This is a genomic window from Blastococcus sp. SYSU DS1021 (genome assembly GCF_054050995.1).
In genome coordinates this window covers 31,331-55,486 of sequence record NZ_JBJHAL010000016.1, presented here as the reverse complement: position 1 = coordinate 55,486, position 24,156 = coordinate 31,331, and the positions used below count along the sequence as shown (strand labels likewise).

General features: G+C 75.8%; 29 protein-coding genes and 1 riboswitch. Of the genes, 11 read left to right on the top strand and 18 right to left on the bottom strand.

The annotated features are described in order from the left end of the window. Positions 1-20: 20 nt before the first annotated feature. The 6 genes from ACI8AP_RS13310 to ACI8AP_RS13285 form a co-directional block, all read right to left on the bottom strand. The gene (locus ACI8AP_RS13310) at positions 21-653 is read right to left on the bottom strand and encodes a thiamine phosphate synthase (protein ID WP_456589829.1); all 633 of its coding nucleotides are present in this window, start codon (positions 651-653) and stop codon (positions 21-23) included. Continuing rightward, positions 650-1,462 (bottom strand): thiazole synthase, encoded by an 813-nt coding sequence (locus tag ACI8AP_RS13305; RefSeq protein WP_456589828.1) that lies wholly within the window; start codon positions 1,460-1,462, stop codon positions 650-652. The genes ACI8AP_RS13310 and ACI8AP_RS13305 overlap by 4 nt, the downstream gene beginning before the upstream one ends. Positions 1,463-1,466: 4 nt before the next feature. After that, positions 1,467-1,667, bottom strand: coding sequence for a sulfur carrier protein ThiS (gene thiS / locus ACI8AP_RS13300; RefSeq protein ID WP_456589827.1), 201 nt, complete (start codon positions 1,665-1,667; stop codon positions 1,467-1,469). A gap of 5 nt (positions 1,668-1,672) precedes the next feature. Then, positions 1,673-2,791 (bottom strand): glycine oxidase ThiO, encoded by a 1,119-nt coding sequence (thiO, locus tag ACI8AP_RS13295; protein WP_456589826.1) that lies wholly within the window; start codon positions 2,789-2,791, stop codon positions 1,673-1,675. Next, positions 2,788-3,414: a thiamine phosphate synthase gene (gene thiE / locus ACI8AP_RS13290; RefSeq protein ID WP_456589825.1), complete on the bottom strand. Its 627-nt coding sequence runs from the start codon at positions 3,412-3,414 to the stop codon at positions 2,788-2,790. The genes thiO and thiE overlap by 4 nt, the downstream gene beginning before the upstream one ends. Further along, a complete protein-coding gene (locus tag ACI8AP_RS13285) occupies positions 3,411-4,757 on the bottom strand; it encodes a purine-cytosine permease family protein (RefSeq protein WP_456589824.1) in 1,347 nt (448 codons plus the stop codon). The genes thiE and ACI8AP_RS13285 overlap by 4 nt, the downstream gene beginning before the upstream one ends. Continuing rightward, a riboswitch (TPP riboswitch) is annotated at positions 4,747-4,858 on the bottom strand. It overlaps the preceding gene by 11 nt. A gap of 46 nt (positions 4,859-4,904) precedes the next feature. Between ACI8AP_RS13285 and ACI8AP_RS13280 the strand changes: the two genes are divergently transcribed. Together ACI8AP_RS13280 and ACI8AP_RS13275 are read left to right on the top strand one after the other, a co-directional pair. Then, positions 4,905-5,498, top strand: a complete 594-nt coding sequence (locus tag ACI8AP_RS13280; protein WP_456589823.1) for a thiaminase II/PqqC family protein — start codon at positions 4,905-4,907, stop codon at positions 5,496-5,498. Next, positions 5,495-6,112, top strand: a complete 618-nt coding sequence (locus tag ACI8AP_RS13275) for a TenA family protein (RefSeq protein WP_456589822.1) — start codon at positions 5,495-5,497, stop codon at positions 6,110-6,112. Before ACI8AP_RS13280 ends, ACI8AP_RS13275 begins: the two co-directional genes overlap by 4 nt. A 45-nt stretch (positions 6,113-6,157) precedes the next feature. Here the strand turns inward: ACI8AP_RS13275 and ACI8AP_RS13270 are convergent, their stop codons facing one another. Both ACI8AP_RS13270 and ACI8AP_RS13265 read right to left on the bottom strand, forming a co-directional pair. Next, a complete protein-coding gene (locus ACI8AP_RS13270; protein WP_456589821.1) occupies positions 6,158-7,450 on the bottom strand; it encodes an Nramp family divalent metal transporter in 1,293 nt (430 codons plus the stop codon). Between the two features lie 98 nt (positions 7,451-7,548). Continuing rightward, on the bottom strand, positions 7,549-8,268 hold the full coding sequence (locus ACI8AP_RS13265; RefSeq protein ID WP_456589820.1) for a Mut7-C RNAse domain-containing protein: 720 nt from the start codon (positions 8,266-8,268) through the stop codon (positions 7,549-7,551). A gap of 139 nt (positions 8,269-8,407) precedes the next feature. On the opposite strand from ACI8AP_RS13265, the gene ACI8AP_RS13260 reads away from it, so the two are divergent. Beyond that, the gene (locus ACI8AP_RS13260) at positions 8,408-9,175 is read left to right on the top strand and encodes an SDR family NAD(P)-dependent oxidoreductase (protein ID WP_456589819.1); all 768 of its coding nucleotides are present in this window, start codon (positions 8,408-8,410) and stop codon (positions 9,173-9,175) included. 36 nt (positions 9,176-9,211) lie between these two features. Here ACI8AP_RS13260 and ACI8AP_RS13255 read toward each other — a convergent pair whose 3' ends face one another. The 6 genes from ACI8AP_RS13255 to ACI8AP_RS13230 form a co-directional block, all read right to left on the bottom strand. Beyond that, positions 9,212-9,655, bottom strand: a complete 444-nt coding sequence (locus tag ACI8AP_RS13255) for a rhodanese-like domain-containing protein (protein ID WP_456589818.1) — start codon at positions 9,653-9,655, stop codon at positions 9,212-9,214. A 78-nt stretch (positions 9,656-9,733) separates the two neighbouring features. Next, positions 9,734-10,420 carry an alpha/beta hydrolase gene (locus ACI8AP_RS13250; protein ID WP_456589817.1) on the bottom strand — a complete coding sequence of 229 codons (687 nt, stop codon included), beginning with the start codon at positions 10,418-10,420 and terminating at the stop codon, positions 9,734-9,736. Then, a complete protein-coding gene (locus ACI8AP_RS13245; RefSeq protein ID WP_456589816.1) occupies positions 10,417-10,626 on the bottom strand; it encodes a hypothetical protein in 210 nt (69 codons plus the stop codon). Before ACI8AP_RS13245 ends, ACI8AP_RS13250 begins: the two co-directional genes overlap by 4 nt. 42 nt (positions 10,627-10,668) lie before the next feature. After that, positions 10,669-11,682: an NADP-dependent oxidoreductase gene (locus tag ACI8AP_RS13240; protein ID WP_456589815.1), complete on the bottom strand. Its 1,014-nt coding sequence runs from the start codon at positions 11,680-11,682 to the stop codon at positions 10,669-10,671. Positions 11,683-11,787: 105 nt separating this feature from the next. Continuing rightward, the gene (locus ACI8AP_RS13235; protein ID WP_456589814.1) at positions 11,788-12,183 is read right to left on the bottom strand and encodes an ArsR/SmtB family transcription factor; all 396 of its coding nucleotides are present in this window, start codon (positions 12,181-12,183) and stop codon (positions 11,788-11,790) included. Beyond that, positions 12,184-12,840: an SRPBCC family protein gene (locus tag ACI8AP_RS13230; protein WP_456589813.1), complete on the bottom strand. Its 657-nt coding sequence runs from the start codon at positions 12,838-12,840 to the stop codon at positions 12,184-12,186. Between the two features lie 138 nt (positions 12,841-12,978). Between ACI8AP_RS13230 and msrA the strand changes: the two genes are divergently transcribed. The 6 genes from msrA (at position 12,979) to ACI8AP_RS13200 (ending at position 19,185) form a co-directional block, all read left to right on the top strand. Further along, on the top strand, positions 12,979-13,644 hold the full coding sequence (gene msrA, locus ACI8AP_RS13225; RefSeq protein ID WP_456589812.1) for a peptide-methionine (S)-S-oxide reductase MsrA: 666 nt from the start codon (positions 12,979-12,981) through the stop codon (positions 13,642-13,644). Positions 13,645-13,688: 44 nt separating this feature from the next. Then, positions 13,689-14,606 (top strand): haloalkane dehalogenase, encoded by a 918-nt coding sequence (locus ACI8AP_RS13220; protein ID WP_456589811.1) that lies wholly within the window; start codon positions 13,689-13,691, stop codon positions 14,604-14,606. A gap of 7 nt (positions 14,607-14,613) precedes the next feature. Continuing rightward, a complete protein-coding gene (locus tag ACI8AP_RS13215; protein WP_456589810.1) occupies positions 14,614-15,744 on the top strand; it encodes a methyltransferase in 1,131 nt (376 codons plus the stop codon). Between the two features lie 117 nt (positions 15,745-15,861). Further along, positions 15,862-17,445, top strand: a complete 1,584-nt coding sequence (locus tag ACI8AP_RS13210) for a methyl-accepting chemotaxis protein (RefSeq protein WP_456589809.1) — start codon at positions 15,862-15,864, stop codon at positions 17,443-17,445. A gap of 185 nt (positions 17,446-17,630) precedes the next feature. Continuing rightward, entirely contained in the window at positions 17,631-18,635 is a 1,005-nt protein-coding gene (locus ACI8AP_RS13205) for an anti-sigma factor RsbA family regulatory protein (protein WP_456589808.1), read from the top strand. 46 nt (positions 18,636-18,681) lie between these two features. Then, the gene (locus ACI8AP_RS13200; RefSeq protein ID WP_456589807.1) at positions 18,682-19,185 is read left to right on the top strand and encodes a MarR family winged helix-turn-helix transcriptional regulator; all 504 of its coding nucleotides are present in this window, start codon (positions 18,682-18,684) and stop codon (positions 19,183-19,185) included. 14 nt (positions 19,186-19,199) lie between these two features. Here ACI8AP_RS13200 and ACI8AP_RS13195 read toward each other — a convergent pair whose 3' ends face one another. The 3 genes from ACI8AP_RS13195 to ACI8AP_RS13185 all read right to left on the bottom strand — a co-directional run bounded on the left by ACI8AP_RS13195 (position 19,200) and on the right by ACI8AP_RS13185 (position 22,783). Beyond that, a complete protein-coding gene (locus ACI8AP_RS13195) occupies positions 19,200-21,041 on the bottom strand; it encodes a diguanylate cyclase domain-containing protein (RefSeq protein WP_456589806.1) in 1,842 nt (613 codons plus the stop codon). Between the two features lie 66 nt (positions 21,042-21,107). Then, positions 21,108-22,121: an ATP-dependent DNA ligase gene (locus ACI8AP_RS13190; RefSeq protein ID WP_456589805.1), complete on the bottom strand. Its 1,014-nt coding sequence runs from the start codon at positions 22,119-22,121 to the stop codon at positions 21,108-21,110. A gap of 122 nt (positions 22,122-22,243) precedes the next feature. Then, positions 22,244-22,783 carry an NUDIX domain-containing protein gene (locus ACI8AP_RS13185; RefSeq protein WP_456589804.1) on the bottom strand — a complete coding sequence of 180 codons (540 nt, stop codon included), beginning with the start codon at positions 22,781-22,783 and terminating at the stop codon, positions 22,244-22,246. Between the two features lie 38 nt (positions 22,784-22,821). On the opposite strand from ACI8AP_RS13185, the gene ACI8AP_RS13180 reads away from it, so the two are divergent. Then, positions 22,822-23,295, top strand: a complete 474-nt coding sequence (locus ACI8AP_RS13180; protein WP_456589803.1) for a DnaJ family domain-containing protein — start codon at positions 22,822-22,824, stop codon at positions 23,293-23,295. A gap of 103 nt (positions 23,296-23,398) precedes the next feature. Beyond that, positions 23,399-23,566 carry a hypothetical protein gene (locus ACI8AP_RS13175; RefSeq protein ID WP_456589802.1) on the top strand — a complete coding sequence of 56 codons (168 nt, stop codon included), beginning with the start codon at positions 23,399-23,401 and terminating at the stop codon, positions 23,564-23,566. 112 nt (positions 23,567-23,678) lie between these two features. On the opposite strand, the gene ACI8AP_RS13170 is transcribed toward ACI8AP_RS13175, so the two are convergent. Next, the gene (locus ACI8AP_RS13170; protein WP_456589801.1) at positions 23,679-24,086 is read right to left on the bottom strand and encodes a hypothetical protein; all 408 of its coding nucleotides are present in this window, start codon (positions 24,084-24,086) and stop codon (positions 23,679-23,681) included. Between the last annotated feature and the right edge of the window lie 70 nt (positions 24,087-24,156).

Genomic DNA, 24,156 nt, shown 5'->3' with positions numbered 1-24,156 from the left:
TGTTCGGTTGTGCCGCCAGACTAGCCCGGCCACGGTGGGGACGGAGCCTGCGGCCGGGCGCCGGGTCCCGGGCGGCTGACCGGGGGCATCGCCTCGAGGTACGCGGCCGCGCGCCCCGGGTCGCGCATCAGCGGGCCCATCACGGCGACCCCGTGCGCCCCTGCGGCCAGGAGCGAGGGCACGTGCTCGGGGAGGACCCCACCGAGCGCGAGCGCCGGCGGTGCCCCTGGCACGAGGATCGCGCGCAGGCCCTCGGGCCCCAGCGCGGGGCCGTAGCCGGGCTTGGACGGGGTGGGGAAGACCGGCGAGACGGTGACGTAGTCGCATCCCTCGGCGCGGGCGGCCGCCACCTCGGCCGCGGAGTGGCACGACCGGCCGACGACCGGCGGGCGGGGTGCGGGGAACGGCTCGCTCGCCGAGAGGTGGACCGCCCCGGTGGCGCCGGGCGCACCGGCGCGCAGCAGCACGCCGCCCACCGACGCGAGCACGGGCGCCAGCTCCGCGGCCAGCAGGTCCCGCTCGGCAGCGGGCAGGTCCTTCTCCCGGAGCACCACCGCGCGCGCTCCGGCCTCGACCGCTGCCGCGACCACGTCCACCAGCGGCCGGTCGCACTGGGTGCGGTCGGTGAGCACCAGGAGGCGGGGCGGCGTCACAGCTCGGGCAGCCCCTGCATCGACGTGGAGGCTTCGGCGTGCCAGCGCCGCGGGATGCGCCCGGCCCCCCGGGCGAGCCTGCCGGCCTCCACCCCGTGGCGCATCGCCAGGGCCATCCGCTCCGGTTCCCGCGCCCGGGTGACGGCGGAGGCGAGCAGGACGGCGTCGCAGCCCAGCTCCATCGCGAGCGTCGCGTCCGACGCCGTCCCGATGCCCGCGTCCAGCACCACCGGGACGTCGACCGCCTCGCGGAGGAGCGCGATGTTGTGCGGGTTGCGGATGCCCAGGCCGCTGCCGATCGGCGAGCCCAGCGGCATGACGGCCGCGCACCCGATGTCGGCCAGCCGGCGCCCGAGGATCGGGTCGTCCGTGGTGTACGCCAGCACGGTGAACCCGTCGGCGACGAGCTCCTCGGCCGCCTCGAACAGCTCGATCGGGTCGGGGAGCAGCGTGTGCTCGTCGCCGATGACCTCCAGCTTCACCCAGGAGGTGTCGAACGCCTCGCGGGCCAGCCGGGCGGTCAGGACCGCTTCCCGGGCGGTCCGGCACCCGGCCGTGTTGGGCAGCAGCCGCACCCCGCACCGGTCCAGCACCTCGAGCATCGCCGCACTGCTGGAGGCCTCCACCCGGCGCAGTGCCACCGTCACCAGCTCGGTGCCGGAGGCCACGACGGCCCGCTCCAGCGACTCGAGACTGGGCGCCCCGCCGGTGCCCAGCAGCAGCCGGGACGTGAACGTCTCCCCGCCGAGGAGGAAGGGATCGGCCTTCTCCTCCTGCTCCAGCGCGGGGACCACCTCGTGCACGGTCATCGGGTCAACCTCCTGCGGTGGGGGCGAGGACTTCCAGGCTGTCCCCGGCGGAGAGCCGGGTCGACTCCCAGCCGCTCCGGGGGACGACGTCGCCGTTGCGCGCGACGGCGACTTTGCCGTGGCCGTTGGTGCGGGCTTCGACGAGCGCGGCGACGGTGCAGTCGTCGTCCACGTCGGTGGGCACGCCGTTGACGGTCACCTGCATGCGGATCACCTTCCGAACCTGTCTGCGGTGAAGGGGGCGGCGAGACCGGGCAGCTCGCCGGTCGCGAGGTGCTCGGCGACCACCTCGCCGGTCACGGGCGCCAGGAGGACGCCGTTGCGGTAGTGCCCGGTCGCCAGGACCACGCCCGGCACCCCCGATGGTCCCAGCAATGGCCCGTTGTCCGCCGTCGCGGGCCGCCACCGGGCGATGGTCTCGACCAGCTCCAGCTCGGAGACGCCGGGGACCACCTCGAGCGCGTCGTGCAGCAGGTCGTGCACGCCGCCGGCGGTGACCGCGGCGTCGAAGCCCCGGTCCTCGACGGTGGCGCCGACGATCAGCCCGTCCCCGGTCACGCCGTCGTCGTACGGCACCAGGTACACCTGCCGCCCGCGCACCAGCGCCCGCACGGTCCCCTCCAGCAGGCCGGCGGCCCCCCGCATGCGGAGGATCTGCCCCTTGACCGGCCGGACGGGCAGCGGGGGAACCCCGGTGAGCGCGCCGCTGCGCGCGCCCAGGGCCACCACGACGGCGTCGGCGGCCAGCTCCGTGCCGTCGGCCAGCCGCACCCCGGCGGCCCGGCCGTCCACGACCCGCACCTCCGCGACCCGGGAGGACACCAGCCGGACGCCGGCCGCCTCGGCGGCGGCCAGCAGCCCGGCGTGCAGGGCCCGGCCGTCCACCGAGTGGTCGCCCGGGACGTGCAGGGCGCCCCGTACCCGCGGCGACAGCGACGGCTCGCGGCGCCGGGCGGCCCGCGCGGTCAGCCGCTCGACGGCCAGTCCGAGCTCGCGCTGGAAGTCCAGCAGGGCATCCAGCGCGCGCATGTCGTCCTCGTCGAAAGCGACGACGACGGTGCCCTGCGTGCGCAGGCCCACCGGCACGCCACCGGCCCGCTCCACCTCCGCGACGAAGGCGGGATAGCGCTCCAGCGACGCCAGGCACAGCCGGAGCAGCGCCTCCTCGCCGTAGGCGGCCTCGGTGACCGGCGCGAGCATGCCGGCGGCGGCCTGCGACGCACCGCCTCCGGGCGCGTCGTCCACCACAGTGACCGGCAGGCCCCGCTGGGCCGCCCGCCACGCCACCGACAGCCCGATCAGCCCACCGCCGACGACGACGACGGTCACGGTCTGCCGCCCAGGGCCCGGAGCAGCTCACGGGTGGCGGCACCGGGGTCGGCCGCGGCCGAGACGGCGCCGACGACGGCCACCCCGGCGGCGCCGGCGGCGAGCAGGTCCGGGATCCGCTCGACGGTCACCCCGCCGATGGCGATCACCGGGATCTCGACCGCCTCGGCCACCGCACGCACTCCTGCCGGGCCGAGGGGAGCGGGCAGCCCGGCCTTCGTCGCCGTCGCGTAGGCGGGCCCGACGCCGAGGTAGTCGGCGCCCTGGGCCACCAGGAGGCGGGCGCGTTCCGGGTCCCGGGCCGTGCCGCCCAGCAGGTGCCCCGGGCCGGCCAGCCGGCGGACGACGTCGAGCGGCAGGTCGTCGGCGCCCAGGTGCGTGCCGTGGGCGCCGACGGCCAGCGCCAGGTCGACGCGGTCGTTGACCAGGCAGGTCGCCCCCGCGCCCGCGCAGACCTCCACCACCCGGCGGGCGAAGTCGTAGCGCTCCCGGTCGGAGGCGTCCTTGGACCGCACCTGGACCACCGGGGCGCCGGCGGCGACCGCGGCGGTCACCGCGTCGAGCGCCGCCCGGCCGACCCGGGCGTCGGTCAGGACGTGCAGGCCCCCGAGGGACGCGGTCACGCCGCCGCCCGGCGGTGCCGCAGCGCGCCCGGCAGGGCCACGGCCACGGTCAGCAACGCGGCCACGGCGAGGCTCACCAGCGAGGCCGACCAGCCGTTGGCCGGGTCGATGCCGAGGTCGGTCTGGCGCTCGGTCCACCACGTCGTCCAGGCCGCACCCGGACCGGCGAAGAAGGTCGGCAGCGTGAGCTGGTAGGCCACGAAGCCGGCCACCCAGGGGAGCAGGAGCAGCGGGCGGGCGCGCGCGGTGTCGGAGGTGTCCCACGCCCCCCGGGGCAGCAGGAAGTAGGCGACGACGAAGACCCCGATGAGCGGGACGAACACCGCGCCGATCAGGAAGAGGAACGGCTCGTACGCGGCGAGGTCGAAGGCCAGGGCGAGGGTGGTGGCCACGACGCCGACCGCCACGGCGAGCACGCGGCGGTCGAGCCGGGCCACCACGTTCTGGGCCGAGACCGCGGTCGAGTACACGTTGGCGAACGCCTCGTCGACCTCCACCACGAGCAGCACCAGGACGGCGACCAGACCCAGCGGGACGGCGAGCATCGCGTCGATGACGTCGAGCCCGCCGCGGCCGTAGGCGGCCAGCGCGATGACCCCGAGGCTGAACATGGCCACGGTGGCCAGGCCGTAGCCGGACGCCGTCCCGACGAAGGCGGTCCGGCCGCTGCGGACGTGCCGGGTGTAGTCGGCTGCCAGCGGGAACCACGAGATCGGCAGGGCGATGACGATGTCGGCCGCCGTCCAGAAGGACGTCGCCCCGCCCTCGGTCACCGGTGGCAGCGGCTCGGACAGGACCTGGACGAAGAGGTACGCGATCGCGGCGATCGCCGCCCAGACGGCGTAGCGCGCAAGCACCCGCACGACACCGAGCGGGCGCAGCGCCATCAGGGTGGCGAAGGCGCCCGCGGCGATCGCGAACGGCCAGCGCGGCGCGTCGAGGGCGCGCGCGGCGGCCTCGGAGATGATCAGGATCTCGAAGGCGGCCCAGCCGACGCACTGCACGAGGTTGAAGCCGGTGGGCAGGAACGAGGTCCGCCGGCCCAGCAGGCCGCGGAGCAGCACCATCGCCGGCACGCCCTCGCGGGCGCCGGCGGCGGCGCCCAGCCCCAGCAGCACCGACCCGATGACCGCGCCGACGACGATGGCCCCGATCGTGTGCCACAGCGGCCGGTCGGCGAGGACCACGAAGGTGGCTGCCACGGGCAGCAGCAGGCTGATGCCCAGGCTGGCCCAGAGGCCGGCGGTCTCCCGCAGGCCCAGGGTCCTGGGCGGCGGCTCGGACAGGGTGAGGGGCGCATCTCCCCCGCGGGTGGCTGCGCCGACGGTTCCGGACGTGCTCATGATCGCTCCCTACGCCGGCATTACCCGGTCAGGTTCCAGCGGTCGGCGGCGCGGCAGCCGCCCTCTCAGCCCGGTCGATCCGAGCTCCCGCACCACGGCCTCGGCCGTGACACCGCCACCCTAGGCCGTCTCGTACAGTCGGCGCCCGTGCCGGTCGACGAGCTGCCAGTCCGCCATGCCGAGGCCTTCGCGGACGCCACCCGCCATCCCTTCCTCGCCGCCGTGCGGGACGGCACGATCGCGCCGTCGGCCTTCGACACCTGGCTGGTGCAGGACGCGCGGTTCGTCGCCGACCTCCTCCGCTTCCAGGCGCGGCTGCTGGCCCGGGCGCCCCGGCCGGCCCAGGAGGTGCTCGCCCGCGGAGCCCTGGCCCTGGTCCAGGAGCTGGACTGGTTCGAGGAGCGGGCGGCGGCCCGGGGACTGGACCTCTCCGCGCCCGCGCTGCCGGCGACGACCGCCTATGCGGAGCTGCTCGAGCGGCTGGACGGCGCCGATGTCCCGGCCGCGCTGACCGCGCTGTGGACCATCGAGCGCACCTACCTCGACGCCTGGTCGGCCGCGCTCCCGGGTGCACCGGCCTACCGGGAGTTCGTGGAGCACTGGACGGCGCCGGAGTTCGGCGGGTACGTGGCGGACCTCGCCGCGGCGGTGGACGCGGTCGGCGGAGGCGACGAGCGCGTCTTCCTCGAGGTGGTCACCGCAGAGGTCGCGTTCTGGGACATGGCGGTGGCGACGGGATGAGCCTGGCCCGTGAGCTCTGGACCGCCGAGGCCGGCCTCGCCGCCGCGGCGCTGTCGCACCCGTTCGTGCAGGGGATCGCCGACGGCACGCTGCCGCGGGACCGGTTCGCCGGCTACGTGGCCCAGGACGCGTTCTTCCTGGAGGCGTTCGCCCGGGCCTACGCGCTGGGCGTCGCGCACAGCCCCGACCGCGCCACCCTCGACGTCTTCGCCGACCTGCTGGCCGGGGTCCGTGAGGAGCTGGGGCTGCACGCGTCCTACGCGCAGCGCTGGGGCATCGACCTGACCGCCGTCCGGCCGGGGCCGGCGACGTCGGCCTACACCGACTTCCTGCTGGCCACGGCCTCGCTGGGCGGCGTGGCGCTCACCTGCGCGGCGATGACCCCGTGCATGCGCCTCTACGCCCATCTCGGGCAGTCGCTGGCCGACCGCGCGTCGGGCCCGTACGAGGAGTGGGTGCGCACCTACGCCGACCCGGGCTTCGAGGAGCTCGCCGCCACGCTCGAGCGGCTGCTCGACGCCGTCGCCGTCGACACCCCGGCACTGCGGGCGGCCTACTCCCGGGCGATGCAGCTGGAGATCGGCTTCTTCGACGCCGCCTGGCGCGGCGTCTGACCGGTGCGGCCGGGTGCGCCGCCCGATCGGGAGGTGCCTGCTGATTCAGCCGAGCAGGCCGACCAGCAGGTGGGCGTTGAGCCCGATGATCAGGACCGCGATGACGCTGCCGGCCACGGTGGTGGTCCGGCGGTTCACCCAGCCGCCCATCAGGTCGCGGCGGCTGGTGAGCCACAGCAGCGGCACCAGGGCGAACGGGATGCCGAAGGACAGCACCACCTGCGACCACACCAGCGCGGTGGTGGGGTCCCCGCCCAGCACCAGTACGGCCAGCGCCGGGGCCAGGGTGATCAGCCGGCGGGTGAGCACCGGGATGTGCCGCTTGAGGAACCCGGCCATGACCACCTGGCCGGCGTGCGTGCCCACCGAGGAGGAGGCGAACCCCGAGGCCAGCAGCGCGAGGGCGAAGGCGAGCGCGGCGCCGGTGCCGAGCTGGTCACCGAGCCCGGCGTGCACGCCCTCGAGGCTGTCGACGCCGCTGTCGCTGGTGAACAGCTGCGCGGCGATGACCAGCATCGCGGCGTTGACCAGCCCGGCCAGGCCCATGGCGACGACGATGTCGATCCGCTGAGCCCGCAGCAGCCGGCGGCGCCCCTCGTGCGTGCGGCCGGCGGTGACCGCGTCGCCGTAGCGGCCGGGGGTGAGCGCGGAGTGCACGTAGATCACGTGCGGCATGACCGTGGCCCCGAGGATGCCGGTGGCCAGCACCACGCTCTCCGCGCCGTCGAAGGAGGGCACCATGCCCCCGGCCAGCCCGCCCGGGTCGACGCCGGAGCCGAGGAGGGTGTAGCCGAACCCGATGCCGATGACCAGCAGCAGCCCCGCGATGACCCGTTCGAACGGGCGGTACCCGCGGGACTGCGCCGCCAGCAGGACGAAGGCGACGACGGCGGTGATGACGCCGCCGATCGGCAGCGGGACCCCGAAGAGCAGGTACAGCGCCACGGCGCCGCCGACGATCTCGGCCAGGTCGGTGGCGATCGCCACCGCCTCGGCCTGCAGCCACAGCCCCCGGGTCACGGGCTTGGGCAGCGTCTCGCGGCACAGCGTCGCCAGGTCGCGGCCGGTGGCCAGCCCGAGCTTCGCGGTCAGCGACTGGATCAGCATCGCCATGAGGTTGGCCGCGACGATGACCCACAGCAGCGTGTACCCGAACGCGGCGCCGCCGGCGAAGTTCGTGGCGAAGTTGCCCGGGTCGACGTAGGCGACGGCGGCGACGAAGGCCGGACCGAGCATCGACCACAACCGGCGGCGGCCCGGCTCGGCCAGCGGGGGGCGGTGCGCGGGGGCGCGCAGCGTCGTCGGCAGGACGGCGGCCTCGGTCTTCGACAGGTACACGGCGGTCCTCGCAGGCGGTCTCCGGGTGGGTGGTCGCTCGCTCCCTGCCCGCGCCGCGTGTCACGCCGGGGCCGACCCGTGGCCCCCCGGGGCCAAGGTCAGGCTTGCCTGCCCCGCCCGGTCCGGCGGGCCCGCTCGACCAGCGCGTCGATGCGCGCGGCGTGCGCGCCGCGCCAGTACACCCGCCCGCACACCGGGCACCGGGCGAAGGCGTCGTAGGTGCGGCGGGTGCCGGGCTCCAGCTCCGCCGCCACCTCGTCCTTCGGCACCGGGTGGACGGCGGCCCCGCAAGCGGTGCAGCGGGTGAGCGGCGCCAGCGGCAGGGAGAAGCGGTCGAGCACGTCGTCGAGCTGCTCGCCGGGCCGGCTCCCGCGGACGAGCGCGCCCTGCGGCAGGGCGCGCCGCATGAGCAGCCGCCGGTCCTGCGTGAGCAGCACCCGGCCCTCGGCGGCCGCCCGGGCGACCAGCGCGGCGTCGTCGGCGTCGTTCGACCAGGCGGCGTCGGCCCCGAGCAGCCGCAGCTGCCGCGCGAGGGCGCCCAGCCCGACGTCGAGGAGGAACCCACCGGGCGGGACGGCGACCGGCCGCGGCGCCGGGTCCACCTCGAGCACGGCGCCGGGGGCGGTCCGGTCGGCGGGCGTCGCCGGTGCGCCGTCCGCCAGGATCGTCCCCACTTCGGTCAGCGGGATCCCGGCGGCCTGCACCAGGTGCCCGGCCGTCGCGTCGGGGTCGAAGGGCAGCCGGCGTTCGCCCGCTCTCCGGTACCGCGGGGCGAGCAGCCACCGCAGGTCCGGGGCCGGCCGCACGCGCACCTCCATGGCGACGGGCTACCCCGGCCGGACGGCCGCCGACACGCGCCAGGCGTGCGCGGGCCTCTTCCTGGGCACGGAGGTGGCCGTCCGCCGATCCACCCGTGGAGGTCCTGTGTCCGAAGCAACCGCCCGTCCCCTCGCCCTCGTGACCGGTGCGTCCAGCGGCATCGGGCTGGAGCTGGCCAAGCAGTTCGCCGAGCACGGCTTCGATCTGGTGGTCGTCGCCGAGGACGCCGAGCTCGACGCCGCGGCCCAGCAGCTGCGCCAGCGCGGCGCCGCCGTCTCGCCCGTCCGGGCCGACCTCACGGTGCGCGCGGAGGTCGAGAAGGTCGTCGCGGCCGTGCGCGCGGCAGGCCGGCCGCTGGCCGCCGCCGCGCTGAACGCCGGCGTCGGGATCGGGGGTCGCTTCGCCGAGACCGATCTGGAGGCCGAGATCGGGATGGTGGAGCTGAACTGCGTGTCGACGCTGCACCTCGCCAAGCGGGTGGTGCAGGACATGGTGGTCCAGGGGGAGGGGCGGATCCTCTTCACCTCCTCGGTCGCCTCGCAGGCGCCCGAGCCGTTCCAGACCGTCTACTCCGCGACGAAGGCGTTCGTGCAGTTCCTCGCGCTGGGCATCCGCGAGGAGCTGACCGACACCGGCGTCACCGTCACCGCCCTGCTGCCCGGGCCGACCGACACGGAGTTCTTCGACCGGGCCGACGCCACCGACACCAGGCTGGGTGCCAGCGACAGCAAGGACGACCCCGCCCAGGTCGCCCGGCAGGGCTTCGAGGGTCTGATGAAGGGCGAGGCGTCGGTGTTCGCCGGCTCGGTGAGCAGCAAGCTGATGGGGCGGCTCTCGGCGCTCATGCCGGACGCGCTCGCCGGCAGGTCCCACAAGCCGATGACCCGGCCAGGGTCCGCCGAGTAGCCCGGGGGGCGGGGGCCTCCGGCGCGGTGCCGGCGATCAGCACCCGCAGCTGCCCCCCGGCGCCGGGGCGGTCAGCGGATCGACCGCCGGCCGGTGCACGCCCTCGTCGGTGACCACCGGTAGGCCCTCCCGCGCCCAGTACTCGAACCCGCCGATCATCTCGCGCACCCGGTAGCCGAGCAGGGCGAGCCGGAGCGCCGCACGGGTGGCGCCGTTGCAACCCGGACCCCAGCAGTAGGTGACGACCGGGACCGCGGGGTCCAGCTCCGCGGCCGCCCGGTCGGGGATCTCGGCGCCCGGCAGGTGCACGGCGCCGGGCACGTGCCCCTGGTCCCACGCCTGCGTGCTGCGGCTGTCGAGCAGGACGAACCCCGGCGCCCCCGACTCGAGTGCGGCGTGCACGTCGCTGACGTCGGTCTCCACGGCCAGCCGCCGGGCGAAGTGGGCGGCGGCCACGGCCGGTTCGGTGCTCCAGTCCATCACCGGGCCGACGCTAGGGGTGCCGCCCGCCGCCGACGAGGCCCGCTCCTGCCGACCATCGCAGCGGATCTGCCGTCCTCAGAGCGGCACGGCGAGCCCGTCCGGCGCCGGCCGTGCCAGCGCGGCCGCGACGTCCGGCCGCATCGGCGCCAGCCCCGCCCCGGCCAGGACGACGTCACGCGCGAACGCGTGCCAGCGGTGCGCCGAGCGCAGCATGCTGTGGCCGCCGGTGATGGTGAACCGGGCCACCCGCGCGCCCGCGCGCTGGGCCCGGACCGCGAAATCGGCGGAGAGCTGCGCGGGCACCCACCGGTCGCCCCGGCCGTGCAGGATCGCGACGGTGCGGTCGCGCAGGTGGCCGACGGGCTCGCCGGGAGGCGTCCACGGCGCGAGGGCGCAGACCGCCGCGACGCCGTCGTGCCCCCCGGCGCGCAGCACGGCCCGCCCGCCCATCGAGTGCCCGACCAGCACGACCGGCAGCTCTCCGTGCTCGGCACGGATCCGGTCCAGCGTCCAGCGCACGTCGGCGTAGGCGTCCGCGGCGGCGCCGTTCCAGCCGGCCACCCGGTAGCGCAGCAGGCAGGTGGTGAGCCCCCGCTCCGCGCCGGCGGAGGAGACGAACTGTTCGATCGCCCGCATGCGCACCAGCGAGAGCGCCCGCTCCTTGGGGGGCTCCACGCTGGCCACCGTCCCGCCGTGGCAGAACAGCGCGACGGCGCGGGGTCGGCCGGTCGCCGGGCGGGTCTCCAGGACCGGTCCGGTCACGCCCGGCGGGACCGGCGGCCGCCGCGGAGGCTCGCCCGGGCCCGGTCGCCCAGGTCACCGGCCTTGAGCAGGCCGTTGCTGAGGGACGAGGGCCCGCGGCGCCGCTCGAGGGCGTGCCCGAGCCGGCGCAGCACGCCGGTGGCCAGCGGGACCAGGATGGTCAGGATCAGCCACATGCGCAGCCGGCGGGTGAAGAAGAGCCACATGCGGTGCACTCTGCCCCGCCGTGGTCCCGGGGAACCGCCGGGTCAGTCGGCCAGCTTGACGATCATCTTCCCGGTGTTCCCCCCGCGGAGGAGGTCGAGGAAGGTGTCCACCGCGTCGTCCAGCCCCTCGCGGACGGTCTCGCGGACGACGAGCTTCCCGGACGTGAGCAGGTCGCCCACCTTCTCGCTGAACTCCGGGGCGAGATCGGCGTGGTCGCCGACGATGAACCCGCGCAGGCTCAGCTTCTTGGTGACCATCATGAACATGTTGCGCGGACCCGGGGCCGGCTCGGTGGCGTTGTAGCCGGAGATCGCCCCGCACAGCGCGGCCCGGCCGTGCTCGTTGAACGCGCCGATGGCCGCCTCCAGGTGCTCGCCGCCGACGTTGTCGAAGAAGACGTCGATGCCGTCGGGCGCGGCGGCCGCGAGCAGCTCCGCGACCGGGCCGTCGTGGTAGTCGAACGCGGCGGTGAACCCCAGCTCCCCGGTCAGCCAGCGCACCTTCTCCGGCGTCCCCGCGCTGCCGACGACCGCCGAGGCGCCGTGGAGACGGGCGAACTGGCCGACGAGGCTGCCGACCGCGCCCGCGGCGCCGGAGACGAACACGGCGTCGCCCTCCCGGAACTCCGCCAGCCGGAACAGCCCCGCCCAGGCGGTGAGGCCCGGCATGCCGAGCACGCCCAGGTGGTAGCTGGGCGGGATGCCCGGCAGCTCGGGCAGCACGCGGACGTGCGCGGCGTCGAGCACCGCGACGTCCCGCCAGGCGGCGTCGGCGAGCACCAGGGCGCCCTCGGCGACGTCGGGGGAGCGGGACTCCACCACCCGGCCGACCGCACCGCCGCGCATCGTCTCGCCGATCTCCCAGCGGGCCGCGTACGACTTCCCGGGGTTCATCCGGCCACGCATGTACGGGTCGACGCTCATCACCAGCATCCGGACGACGATCTGGCCGTCGGCCGGGTCGGGTCGCTCCAGCTCGACCAGGCGGAAGTCGTCGGGGGTCGGCTCGCCGTGCGGCCGGGCCGCCAGCTGCCATTCGCGGGTCCGGATGGGCATGCGGCCATCCTGCCGGGCGGAGCGCGCGTGCGCCGGGTGCGACGAACTCGTGGTGATCAGCGCGTGATGGCCACGAGTTCGTCCCATTCGCGTGGCCCCGGGCGGTCAGGCCGAGCGGCCGTCGCGCTCCCCGGTCCTCGGCTGCGGCTGCTCGGCCGGTGCCGTGCGCCGGGCCCGCTGCCCCCGGGCCACCTCGGTCGCCAGCGCGTCGAGGGGCTGGGCGAATGCCGCCAGCGGGTCGGCCAGGGCCACGAGCCAGGCCTGGGCCGCCGCCAGGCCGGACGGGTCGAGGGCGTAGAGCCGGCGGGTGCCCTCGGCGCGCACCGTGACCAGGCCCGCCTCCCGCAGCACCCGCAGGTGCTGGGACACCGCGGGCTGCGAGATCGGTGCGGTGCCCTGCAGCGCGGCGACGACGGCCCCCGCCGGCTGCTCGCCGGTGGAGAGCAGCTTCAGGATCTGCCGGCGGGTGCGATCGCCCAGCGCCTCGAAGGTCCCGTTCACTCAGCTCCCGGCAGCATCCTCGGACGGCGGGGTCGTGTAGAACGCCACCGTACGGTCGGCCGCCTCGCGCGCGACGGTGGGGTCGTCCCCGTCCGCGGCCGCTGCGTCGCCCCAGCCGGAGGCGGCCCGGCGGACGAACTCGACCCCCTCCGGCGTCAGCCCGAACGTGGCCGTGAGCTGCGGGTCGACGGGGGCACCGCTCTCCAGGTGTAGCCCGAGGCCCATGAGCGCCAGGTCCCAGCCCACGCCGACCGCGCCCGGCCCGAACTGCGCCCAGAACTCGGGGTCGACCGGCGCCTCGTGCCTGAGCTCCAGGGCCGTCCCGCCGTCCGAAGGCGTGAGGTCCACCTGCAGCCAGGAGACCATCCCGCCGAACTCCCAGGTCACGGCGAAGGATTCGGGCTCCGAGCACCGCTCGACCACGCCGCCCGCGTTGCCCTCGAGCTGGTAGCGGCCGCCGGGGCGCAGGTCGCCGCTCACCGGCAGGAACCAGCGGGGGAGCCGCTCGGCGTCGGTGAGCGCGCCCCAGACCTCGGCCCGGTCGGCGCGGTAGGTGCGCGTTGCGACGGCGATGCGCGTCGGGGCCCCGTCCCGGGAGGCGGTGCGGACCTCGCGCGTGACCAGCCCGGCCGTGGCGACCGGATCGATGGTGGTCATGCCCTGCTCCCTCCATAAGTCAAATCTTATGGAAGGACGGTAGCGTCGGGGTCCGTCCGGGACAAGCCCCCTGGCGGCGGCCCGCGGAACGCGCTCCACGCCGGGATCGGTGTTGCACGACCGACCTAGAGTGGGGGCATGCTCTTCTCCCGGTCCAAGACCCAGCCGGTGTCGCCCGAGGACGCCCTGCCGGGCCGCCCCGACCCGCTGCCGCACGTGCCCGAGGTGCACGCCGTCAACGGCAACCGCATCCAGCCGCCGTTCCCCGAGGGCATGCAGACCGCCGTCTTCGGCGCGGGCTGCTTCTGGGGCGTGGAGAAGGTCTTCTGGGAGCTGCCCGGTGTCTACTCGACCGCGGCCGGCTACGCGGGCGGGCACACGCCGAACCCGACCTACGACGAGGTCTGCTCGGCCCGCACGGGGCACACCGAGGTGGTCCTCGTCGTCTTCGACCCCGCCGTGACCTCCTACGAGCAGCTGCTGAAGGCGTTCTGGGAGGACCACGACCCGACGCAGGGCATGCGGCAGGGCAACGACATCGGCACCCAGTACCGCTCGGCGATCTACTACGCCACCCCGGAGCAGGAGGCCGCCGCGCTGGCCACCCGCGACGCCTACCAGGAGCGGCTGAAGGCGGCCGGGTACGGCGAGATCACCACGGAGATCGCGCCGCTGGGGGAGTTCTACTACGCCGAGGACTACCACCAGCAGTACCTGTACAAGGTGCCCAACGGCTACTGCCCGGTGCACTCGACCGGCGTCTCCTGCCCGGTGGGCCTGGGCGTCGACAGCTCCGACAGCTGATCCGCCCCGGCGCCGGCTGCGTCCCGAGCCGGTAAGACTGAGGCATGGAGATCCTGCGGACGCCCGACGAGCGGTTCACCGGTCTGCCCGACTTCCCGTACGAGCCCCGCTACGTCGAGGTGGACGACGGCGGGGGCGGCCGGCTGCGGGTGGCCTACGTCGACGAGGGCCCGGCCGACGGCGAGACGGTGCTGCTCCTCCACGGGGAGCCGTCCTGGTCCTTCCTCTACCGCCGGATGATCCCGGTCCTCGTCGACGCCGGCCTGCGCGTCGTGGCGCCCGACCTGGTCGGTTTCGGCCGCTCGGACAAACCGGTCGACCGCGCGGCGTACACCTACGCCCGGCACGTGGAGTGGATGCGGCAGGCGCTGCTCGACGAGCTGGGGCTGCGCGACGTGACCCTCGTCGGCCAGGACTGGGGCGGGCTGATCGGGCTGCGGCTGGTCGCCGAGAACCCCGACCGGTTCGCCCGGGTCGTGGTGGCCAACACCGGCCTGCCCACCGGCGATCAGAAGATGAGCGAGGCGTTCCTGGCCTGGCAGCGGTTCTCCCAGGAGAGCCCGGAGTTCCAGATCGGCCGGATCGTCGGCAACGGCACCGTCGGCGGGCTCGCACCCGAGGTGGTCGCCGCCTACGACGCCCCGTTCCCGGACGACCGGTACACCGCCGGGGCCCGGCAGTTCCCCGCCCTGGTGCCGACCTCGCCGGACGACCCGGCGGCCGCGGCGAACCGGGCGGCCTGGGAGGTGCTCTCGCGCTGGGAGAAGCCGTTCCTCACGGCGTTCTCCGACGGCGACCCGATCACCGGCGGGGGCGAGCGGGTGTTCCAGAAGCTGGTGCCCGGTGCCCAGGGCATGCCGCACACCAGGCTGGCCGGCGGCGGGCACTTCCTGCAGGAGGACGTCGGCCCCGAGCTCGCCCGGGTGGTGGTGGACCTCGTCGCCGCGACGCCCCGTTCCTGAGCCCGCCGTGGAACCCACCGCCGACGAGGTGCTCGCCGCGCTGCGGCGCGAACCGGACGTCGAGGCCCCCGACCTGGTCGCCGTCGACGCGACCGACCGGCTGCTGCTGGACCTGGCGGCCGAGCTGGTCCCCGGCTGCGCGGCCGGCGAGGTCGCGGTCGTCGACGACTCCTACGGCGCGCTCGCCCTGGGGCTGGCCGCCCGGCACGGCCTCGCCGGGGTGCGGGTCGGGCAGGACCTGCTGGTGGGGGAGCGGGCGCTGGCCGCCAATGCCGAGCGGGTGGGCCTGGCCGGGCGGTACCGCGTGCTGCCGCTGGGCCCGGAGCTGGCCGCCGGGGCCCGGCTGGTGCTCGTCAAGGCGCCCAAGGCGCTGGACGCGCTGCGCGAGATCGCCGAGGTGGTCGCCGCCTCCGCGGCGCCGGACGTCACGGTCCTGGTGGGCGGCCGGGTGAAGCACATGACGCACGCGATGAACGACGTCCTCGGTGCGTCGTTCGGCGAGGTGTCGGCGACGCTGGCCCGGCAGAAGTCCAGGGTGCTGGTGGCCCGCGGACCGCGGCCGGGACGGTCGTCCTTCCCCCGCCGCCAGGAGCACCCCGACCTCGACCTGACGGTCTGCGCCCACGGCGCCGCGTTCGCCGGCACGAGGATCGACGTCGGGACCCGGGCGCTGCTCCGGTCGCTGCCGGAGATGGCCCCCGACGCCCGGACGGCCGTGGACCTCGGCTGCGGTACCGGCGTCCTCGCCACGCTGCTCGCCCGGAGCCGACCGGGGCTGCGGGTGCTGGCCGTGGACCAGTCCGCCGCGGCCGTCGCCTCGGCCGCGGCGACCGCCGCCGCCAACGGGGTGGCCGACCGCGTGGAGGTGCGCCGGGACGACGCCGCCGCGACCGTGCCCGACCGCAGCGTCGACCTCGTGGTCTGCAACCCGCCGTTCCACGTCGGCGCGGCGGTCGTCACGACGGCCGCCGACCGGCTGTTCGTGGCGGCGGCCCGGGTGCTGCGCCCCGGCGGTGAGCTCTGGACCGTCTACAACTCGGCGCTGCGGTACCGGCCGGCGCTGAACCGGGTGGTGGGGCCGACGCGGGTGGCCGGTCAGGACCCCAGGTTCACGGTCACCGTCTCCACCCGCCGCTGAGGCGGCAGGGGCGGGTGGTGAGCCAGGTCACCGATTGGTGTCGATCCACCCGCTCGGGTTGACCCCGGGCCGCGGATCCCGAGTACGGGGGCGAGGGATCCGACCGAAGGAGCATCCATGACCGGGCGACTGCGCGGTGTGAAGGTGAGCACCCGTCTGATGACGCTGGTGCTCGTGGCGGTCATCGGGATGGCGACCATCGCCGTGATCGGGGCGCTGCAGGTGCGCTCGACGATCGAGGAGGAGCAGCGCACCCAGGCCCGCGTGGCCGTCGAGGCCGCACTGGGCGTCATCACCCACTACGGCGAGCAGGAGGTGGCCGGCGAGCTGACCCGGGCGGAGGCGCAGGCGGCGGCGACCGCCGCGATCCGCGGGCTCCGGTACTCCGGCGAGGAGTACTTCTGGATCAACGACATGACCCCGCGCATGGTCATGCACCCGATCAAGCCCGAGCTCGACGGGCAGGACCTCTCGGCCAACGAGGACCCCGACGGCAAGAAGCTCTTCGTCGAGTTCGTGGAGGTGGTCGAGGCCGAGGGCAGCGGCTTCGTCGACTACCTGTGGCCCAAGCCCGGCGAGGAGGAGCCGCAGCCCAAGATCTCCTTCGTGACCGGGTACGAGCCGTGGGGCTGGGTGGTCGGCTCGGGCATCTACGTCGCCGACCTCGACGGCGCCTTCCGGGAGGAGCTGGTCACGGTCGCGCTCTGGGCGGCGCCGCTCATCCTGCTCATCGTGGGGCTGTCGCTGGTCATCTCCCGCAGCATCAGCCGGCCGCTGCGCACCATGACCGAGGTGCTCTGCACCGGTGACCTCAAGCGCCGGCTCGACGAGGGTGCCGGCCGGACCGAGCTGGACCAGCTCGCCGGCGCGGTGAACACCACGCTGGGACGGGTCTCCGGCGTCGTGACCGAGGTCGGCCAGGCTTCGCAGCTGCTCGAGGAGGCCGCCCGCACGCTGTCGTCCACCAGCGAGTCGATCGCGGGTACGGCCGACCGCTCGCAGGGCCAGGCCCAGAGCGTCACCAGCGCGACCCGCGAGGTGAGCAGCGGGATCGAGGCGGTCGCCGCGGGAGCGGAGGAGATGGGTGCCTCGATCCGGGAGATCGCGCACAACGCCGCCGAGGCCGCCCGGATCGCCGGCAGCGCCGTCTCCGCGGCGGAGTCGACCTCGGCGACGATCGGCAAGCTGGGGGAGTCCTCGGCGGAGATCGGCAACGTGGTGAAGGTGATCACGAGCATCGCGGAGCAGACCAACCTGCTGGCGCTGAACGCCACGATCGAGGCGGCCCGCGCGGGTGAGGCCGGCAAGGGCTTCGCCGTGGTGGCGAACGAGGTGAAGGAGCTGGCGCAGGAGACGGCGAAGGCGACCGAGGACATCGCCAAGCGGGTCGAGGCCATCCAGACCGACACCGGCAGCGCCGTCCGGGCCATCGGCGACGTCACCACGATCATCGCGGAGATCAACGACTACCAGACGACGATCGCCTCGGCCGTCGAGGAGCAGACCGCCACCACGAACGAGATGAGCCGGGCGATCGGGGACGCCGCGGAGAGCGGCCGGTCGATCGCCGGGACCGTCGCCGAGGTCGCCCAGGGTGCGCAGGAGACCTCCGCCGGGGTGGTCGCCATGCAGGCGGCGGCCGGCGACCTCGTGCGCATGTCCGGCGAGCTGCGGAAGGTCGCCGGAGCCTTCCAGCAGTGACCTGACGCCGGCCGGTGGCGGTGGGGTGGACACCCCGCCGCCACCGGTGCGTCCGCCCCCGGGCCGCCCCAAGGGGTGAACGGGACCCACCCCGCCGCGCGCTGCCGGTGCCGCGTGGCCCAGGATGTCGCAGAATGCTCAACCAGCCGGCCGGAAGGCTCCGGCCCGAGGGCGCAGGGGGCTGCATGGCTCAGGTGAGGGACGGGGACGCCGCGGTGGCCGGCCCGGTCGCCTGCCACCCTGCGCCCGCGCAGCAGGTGCGCACCCACACCGCCGCGCTGGTCGGCTCGGACGCGGAGCTGCTCGCGGCCGTCCTGCCCTACCTGGACGAGGGCCTGCGCGACGACGACCTGGTCGTCCTCTGCTGCCCGCCGCAGACGGCGGCGCTGATCGGCGGGGGGCTGGGGGAGCGCGCCGGCGCCCTGGCAGCGGACCCCCGGGTGTCCCTGCTCGACACCTCCGTGCCCGATGCCGTCGCCGCCACCTGGGAACTGATGCGACGGGCGAGGGAGACCGGCTCGGGCCGGCTGCGCGTCGTCGGTCAGGTGCAGTTCGGCCCCACGCCGCGGACCTGGCGGGAAGGCCTGCGCTACGAGGCCGCCGTCAACATCCTGCTGGCCGCACGGCCGGTCTCGGCGCTGTGCCTGTTCGACCGCCGCGAGCTCCCGGCCGAGGTGCTGGCCGGCGCGGCCGCCACGCACCCCGAGCTGCTCACCGGCGGCCGGGTGGAGCGGAGCGGGGCGTTCGAGGAACCCGCCGACTACGTGCGCCGGCTGCCGCTCCCCCGGGAGCCGATGGAGGCCGGTGCGCCGGCGCTCGCGGTCGAGGACGCGCCGTCGCTGGCCTACCTCCGCCAGGAGCTCCGCACGGTGATCACGGCCCGGGTGCCCGACCGGGACCAGGCCGCGGACCTGCACCTGGCCGCCAGCGAGATCGCCTCCAACGCCTTCCGGCACGGGTCCCGACCGGTCTCCGCGTACGTGTGGGCCGACGGCGAGGGCCTGGTGTGCACGATCACCGACCAGGGCGCCGGCTTCGACCTGCCCTGGGCCGGGTTCCGCCCCGCGCACGGGGTCGACCTCGCCAACGGCGGGATGGGGCTGTGGCTGGCGCGCAAGCTGTGGGACCACGTGGACCTGCTCCCCGGTCCGTCCGGCTTCTCGGTCCGGCTCAGCAGCCGGCTGCGCTGATGCGCGGCGGCCTGGCTGCGCGGTCGGGGCCGTTACGGTGAGCGACGTGGAGGACGCCGTCGACCTGATCCTCGAGCAGTGGGCTCGGGAACGCCCGGATCTGGACTGCTCTCCGATGGGGATCATCGGGCGCATCACGCAGCTGCAGCGGGAGGTCCACCTCGCGCAGCGGGACACCTTCGCCCGGCACGGTCTCGACGCGCCGTCCTTCGACGTCCTGGCGGCGCTCCGGCGGGCGGGAGCGCCCTACCAGCTCACTCCCACCGCCCTGATGCGCACGGCGCTGGTCACCTCCGGGGCGATCACCCAGCGGCTGGACCGGCTGGAGGAGCGCGGCCTGATCACCCGTGAGCGCAGCGAGGCCGACGGGCGGGCCGTCGTGGTCACGCTCACCGACGCCGGCCGGGCGGCCCTGGACGCGGCCCTGCCCGACCACCTGGAGACCGAGCGGCGCCTGCTGGAGGCCCTGCCGTCGGGGGACCGGGAGCAGCTCGCGGCGCTGCTGCGCCGCCTGCTCGTGGGCCTGGGCCGGCTGCCGCAGCAGCCCTGACCCGTGGAGCGGGTTCAGCCGAGCACGGCGTCCGTCGCCGCCAGCAGGGCGCGCGAGTCCTTGCCCGACCGCTTCGCGGCGTACATCGCGGTGTCCGCCCGGTGCAGCAGTTCCTCGGCCGTGCAGCCGGCCACGCCCAGCGCGCCGCCGATGCTGGCGGTCACGGTGATCGTGCGGTCGCCGACCTCCACGGGGGCCCGGAGCGCCGCGAGCAGGCGGTCGGCGACCTCGCGCAGGCGGTCGCCGTCGGCGTCGTCGAGCAGGAGGGCGAACTCGTCGCCGCCCAGCCGCGCCACCACGTCGTCCCCCCGCACGTCGGCGGACAGCCGGGCGGCGACGGCCAGCAGGAGGTCGTCCCCGGCCGCGTGGCCCAGGGTGTCGTTCACGCTCTTGAAGTCGTCGACGTCGACGAAGAGCACCGCCGGGGCGGCGCCCGGGGCGGCGGCGGTGGTGGCCTGGGCCAGCCGTTCGTTGAAGGCGGTGCGGTTGAGCAGCCCGGTCAGCGGATCGGTGCGGGCCTGACGGCGCAGCTCGTCCTCGAAGAGCTTCCGGTCGGTGACCTCCCGGAAGTTCACGACCCAGCCCTCGATGCCGACGGCGTCCACGCGACCGCTGATCCGCATCTCGACCCACCGGGTCCCACCCGAGCTGTGCTGCACCCGGATGTCGGTGTCCACGACGCCGGAGTCCCCGCCTGACGAGCGGCCGGCCGCGGCGACGGCGGCCCGGAGGCGCGGCTGGTCGCGGGGGTCGGCCAGCGAGACGGCGTCGCGCCCGACGTAGTACGCCGGGGGACGACCGAGCAGCGACTGGACGGCCGGGCTCATGTAGGTGACCGACCCCGCGGCGTCGACGATGGCGATGACGTCGGCCGCGCTCTCCAGCAGGAGCTGCAGCCGGGCCTCGCTCGCGGTCAGCGCGAGCCGGGTGCGTTCCCGCTCCCGGCTGAGCGCGAGCAGCCGCCAGAGGGCGAGCCCGGTCAGCAGCGCGCTCCCGCCGCCCAGGACGTAGCCGACCTCACCGTGGTCCGCGGTCCACAGGATCAGGACGGCGGGGCTGACCAGCAGGGCGGCGCCCACGGTGACGACCCGGCCGAAGGTGGTGTCCCCGTCGGTGGCGGGGCCGGGCCCCAGCGCGGTGACCGAGGGGTGCCGGCCGGCCAGGCAGAGCGCGGCGACGGGGAGCAGCGACAGCGGGTCCAGCACCCCCGACCCCCGCAGCGCGGAGCCGGTGAGGATGGCGCCGCCGTATGCCGCCACGGCCAGCGCGGCGGCGGCGAACAGCGCCGTCGTGGTGACCGTCCGGCCCCGGGTGAGGGCCAGCGGCACGCAGACGACGAGCAGGACGGCGGTGAGCACGGGGGTCCCGACGCTGACCTCGACCAGGTTCTCCCCCTGCCTGTGCGGGTCGCCCTGCACCGCGAGGAGGATGAGACCGGCCGCCAGCAGGAGGGTGAGGGTGTCGGTCCAGGAGGCCCGGTCCCGTCGCCGCCTGCCGCCGCGGACCACCCCCACCGCCCCGACGACGAGTGCCGCGTACGCGGCGACGTCGAGCGCGGATTCCAGCGGTGCGCTGACCCCCGGTGCGAGGCCGGCCTGCGCGGCGACGTCCGCCACGCAGCTCAGCGCGAAGAAGACGAGTCCGGCCGCCAGGCCGGACCAGGCGACGACGAGCGGGGTCCGGTGCCGCCGCAGCGCGGTCAGCACCCCGGCGGTCCCGAGGGCGTAGAGCGCGATCTCGGCGGCCGGACGCCACGGGCCGACCGGGACGAGCGCGACGACGAGGCCGATGCCCAGCACGAGCACCGCCGTGTGCAGCCATGCGGCACGGGCGGTCGGGGCGTCGGAACCGGTCACGCGAACCCATCGGCAGCGACGACGCGCTCCTTTGATCACCTCATCCCACCGGGGGAGGTGCCGGCGTCAGGGCAGCAGGGGGAGGTCCTCGGGGCGTAGGTCGGGTCGCACCCGGACGAAGCGCAGCGGGTGGCGGAACACCCCGGCCTGGAGGGCCGCGTCGGCGCTCACCTCGACGACGGTGGTCGGTTGCACGCGGGTCAGCGGCACGGCGAGACGGCCGCCGCCGAACCGCCCGGTGCCGATGCGCTCGGGCCACGGGTGGTCGGTGCCGGCCGGGCGCAGGACGCCGGCCAGCTCGACCGACTGCGCCGGTGTGAGCGGGCTGCTGCGGCCGACGACGACCAGCTCGCCGTCGCGGTAGCGGCCGGCCACCAGCTGACCGGGGCGCTCGAGGGAGCCGATGACGCCGCCGGCGAGCACCTCGGTGGTCTCCCAGCTCTTGACCTTCAGCCACTCGCGGCGTCCCGGCGCGTAACGGGTCGCCGCTCCCTTCACCACCAGCCCCTCGACGCCGGCCGGGCGGAAGTCGTCGGACCACTGCCGCGCCTCGACGGGGTCGGCGGTCACCGGCGAGAGCTGCAGCGGCGGGGCCCAGCCGCCGGCCAGCTGCTCGAGTGCGGCCCGGCGCTTGGTGAACGTCCGGCCGCGGAGGTCCTCCCCGCCGGCGGCGAGCAGGTCGAACGCGACGTAGGAGGCCGGTGCGGTCGCCACCTCCGCGGCGATGCGGCCGGCCGAGGTCACCAGGCGCCGCTGCAGCAGCCCGAAGTCCAGCCGGTCGCCGTGCCAGATGACGACCTCGCCGTCGACCACCGTGCCGGCGGGCACCTGGGCGAGGGCGGCGGCCGCCACGTCGGGGAACCGGTCGGTGAGCTCGCGCCCCTGCTTGGACCACAGCCGGGTCGAGCCGTGGTCGCGCACGATCACCAGCCGGTAGCCGTCCCACTTGGGCTCGTACCGGCAGCCGCCGGTCAGCGCCGTGGGGGGCGGGATGTCGCGCACCGGCTTGGCCAGCTCCACGGCGACCGGCCCGGCGAGCTCGGGCGGCAGCGCGGGCAGACCCGGGGCGGACAGGGGCACCCGGACAGCCTGCTGGCCGGCCGGGCGCCGCGCACGCCGGCAGCGGCAGGTCACACCCGTTCGAGGGCCGGTCGCCACGCTGCGGGGTCGGTGGGCTGCGCCGGCCCATCCCCTGCTCGTCGTCAGGTCAGCGGGCCGCCCCGTCCCAGCCCCAGGAGGGCGTAGGCCGCCAGCGAGGGGCCGTCGGTGAACCGGCCGTCCAGGATCATGGCGCGCAGCTCGTCCTCGGGCACGAACGCGCAGATCATGTCCGCCTCGGTCACCTCCCGAGCGGTGGCGCCGACCGTGAGGTCGGTGGCCAGCCAGACGTCGAACCGCTGGGTGGACAGGCCCGGCGCCAGGTCGAGGCGGCCCAGGTGGGTCAGGGACCCGGCCCGCAGGCCGGTCTCCTCGGCGAGCTCGGCCCGGGCCAGCTCGTCAGCCGTGCCCTGCGCGCCGTGGGACCAGGTGCCCTGCGGGAACTCCCAGGCGCGGCGGCCGACGGGGTGGCGGAACTGCTCCACGAGCCAGAAGCCGTCCCGCTCGGCGGGCAGCACCAGCGCGAAATCGGGCTTCTCCACCACGCCGTAGACGCCGGTGGAGCCGTCGGCCCGCTCCACGCTGTCCTCCCGCACCCGGATCCACGGGTTGCGGTACACCTCTCGGCTGCTCGTCGTCCGCATGGTGGCGAGCCTGGCAGATGCGTGGACCATGGACGGTGATGACCGAGCGGAAGCCCCCGGGGGTCTCGTTCGAGACCTGGGTGGAGACCCAGATCGCCCAAGCGCGCGAGCGCGGGGACTTCGACCGCCTGAGCGGTGCCGGCAAGCCGATCGCCGGCCTCGACCGGGAGCAGACGGCCTACGACTGGGCGGTGGCCAAGGCCCGGCGCGAAGGCGTCGAGACGGCGGCCATGCTGCCGCCCGGGCTGGCGTTGCGGCGGGAGCGCGACCAGCTGCCCGCCCGGGCCGCGCGGCTGACGACGGCGGCGGAGGTGCGGGCGCTCGCGGAGGACTACAACGCCCGGGTGGAGGCATTCTGGCGCCGGCCGCAGGAGAGCCGCTGGTCGCCGGTGCCGGGCCTGGCCGACGTCGACGCGCTCGTGGCGTCCTGGGAGCGCGACCGGCCGCCGCCCGCGCCCGCCCCTGTGGAGCCCGCGCCACCGCCCCGTCGCCGCTGGTGGCGCCGCCCCTGACCCGCGCCGGTGCGGCCGGGCACGCCGGCGTTCGCCGCTGGCGTATCCCGCGTCGGAGGCGCCGGGCCCGGGTAGGGGCCGGGTACGCCGAGAGGAGGTCGAGATGACCGAAGTACCAGGGACCGACCGGGACGACGCCCGGGAGAACGTGCTCGAGGAGACCCCGGTCACGCCGGAGGGCGTCGAGCAGGACACCTCCACGGAGGGCGACGAGGGGCAGACCGGCGACCAGGCCAAGCCGGAGTCCGGGAGCACCGAGCCGCTGACCTGACCGGCTCCGCGCAGTGCCCCCGTCAGCAGGCTGGCGGGGGCGCTGCGCGGGTCCCGCTCCTGGCCGGTGCAGATCGGCGCCTCCTGGCCCTCGGGGCCCGGCCCCCACGGGGTCAGCGTCGGCGCAGGCCGAGCAGTTGCAGCGCCGCGAACCCGGCGACGACCGCGGCCTGCAGGACGAGCCAGACGGCGCCGAGGGTGGTCGGGGACCACCACCCGGCGACGACGGCGACGACGCTGAGGGCGGCCCACAGCAGGTTGCCGCCGACGACGGCCTCCACCGCCGCGGTGCTGGGGCGGCGGCGTGCCGCGACGAGCCAGACGGCGGCGGCGTAGCCGAGCAGGAACACGCCGGCGCCGCGGAGGAGGCCGGCGGGCAGGCCCAGGGGGCCGTCCAGCAGCGGTGCGGCCAGCAGGTACGCCGCGCCGTTCGCGGCGGTGACGACGGCGTCGATGCGGAGGGCCGGGCGGAGCAGGTCGCCGGCCCCCAGGGGCGAGGGGGCGGGGTGCATGGTGGTCATGCCGGCAACGGTGGCGGCGCGCAGGCCGCGGGTCGATTACCTCGGAGGTAAGCGACACGGGGCACCGTCG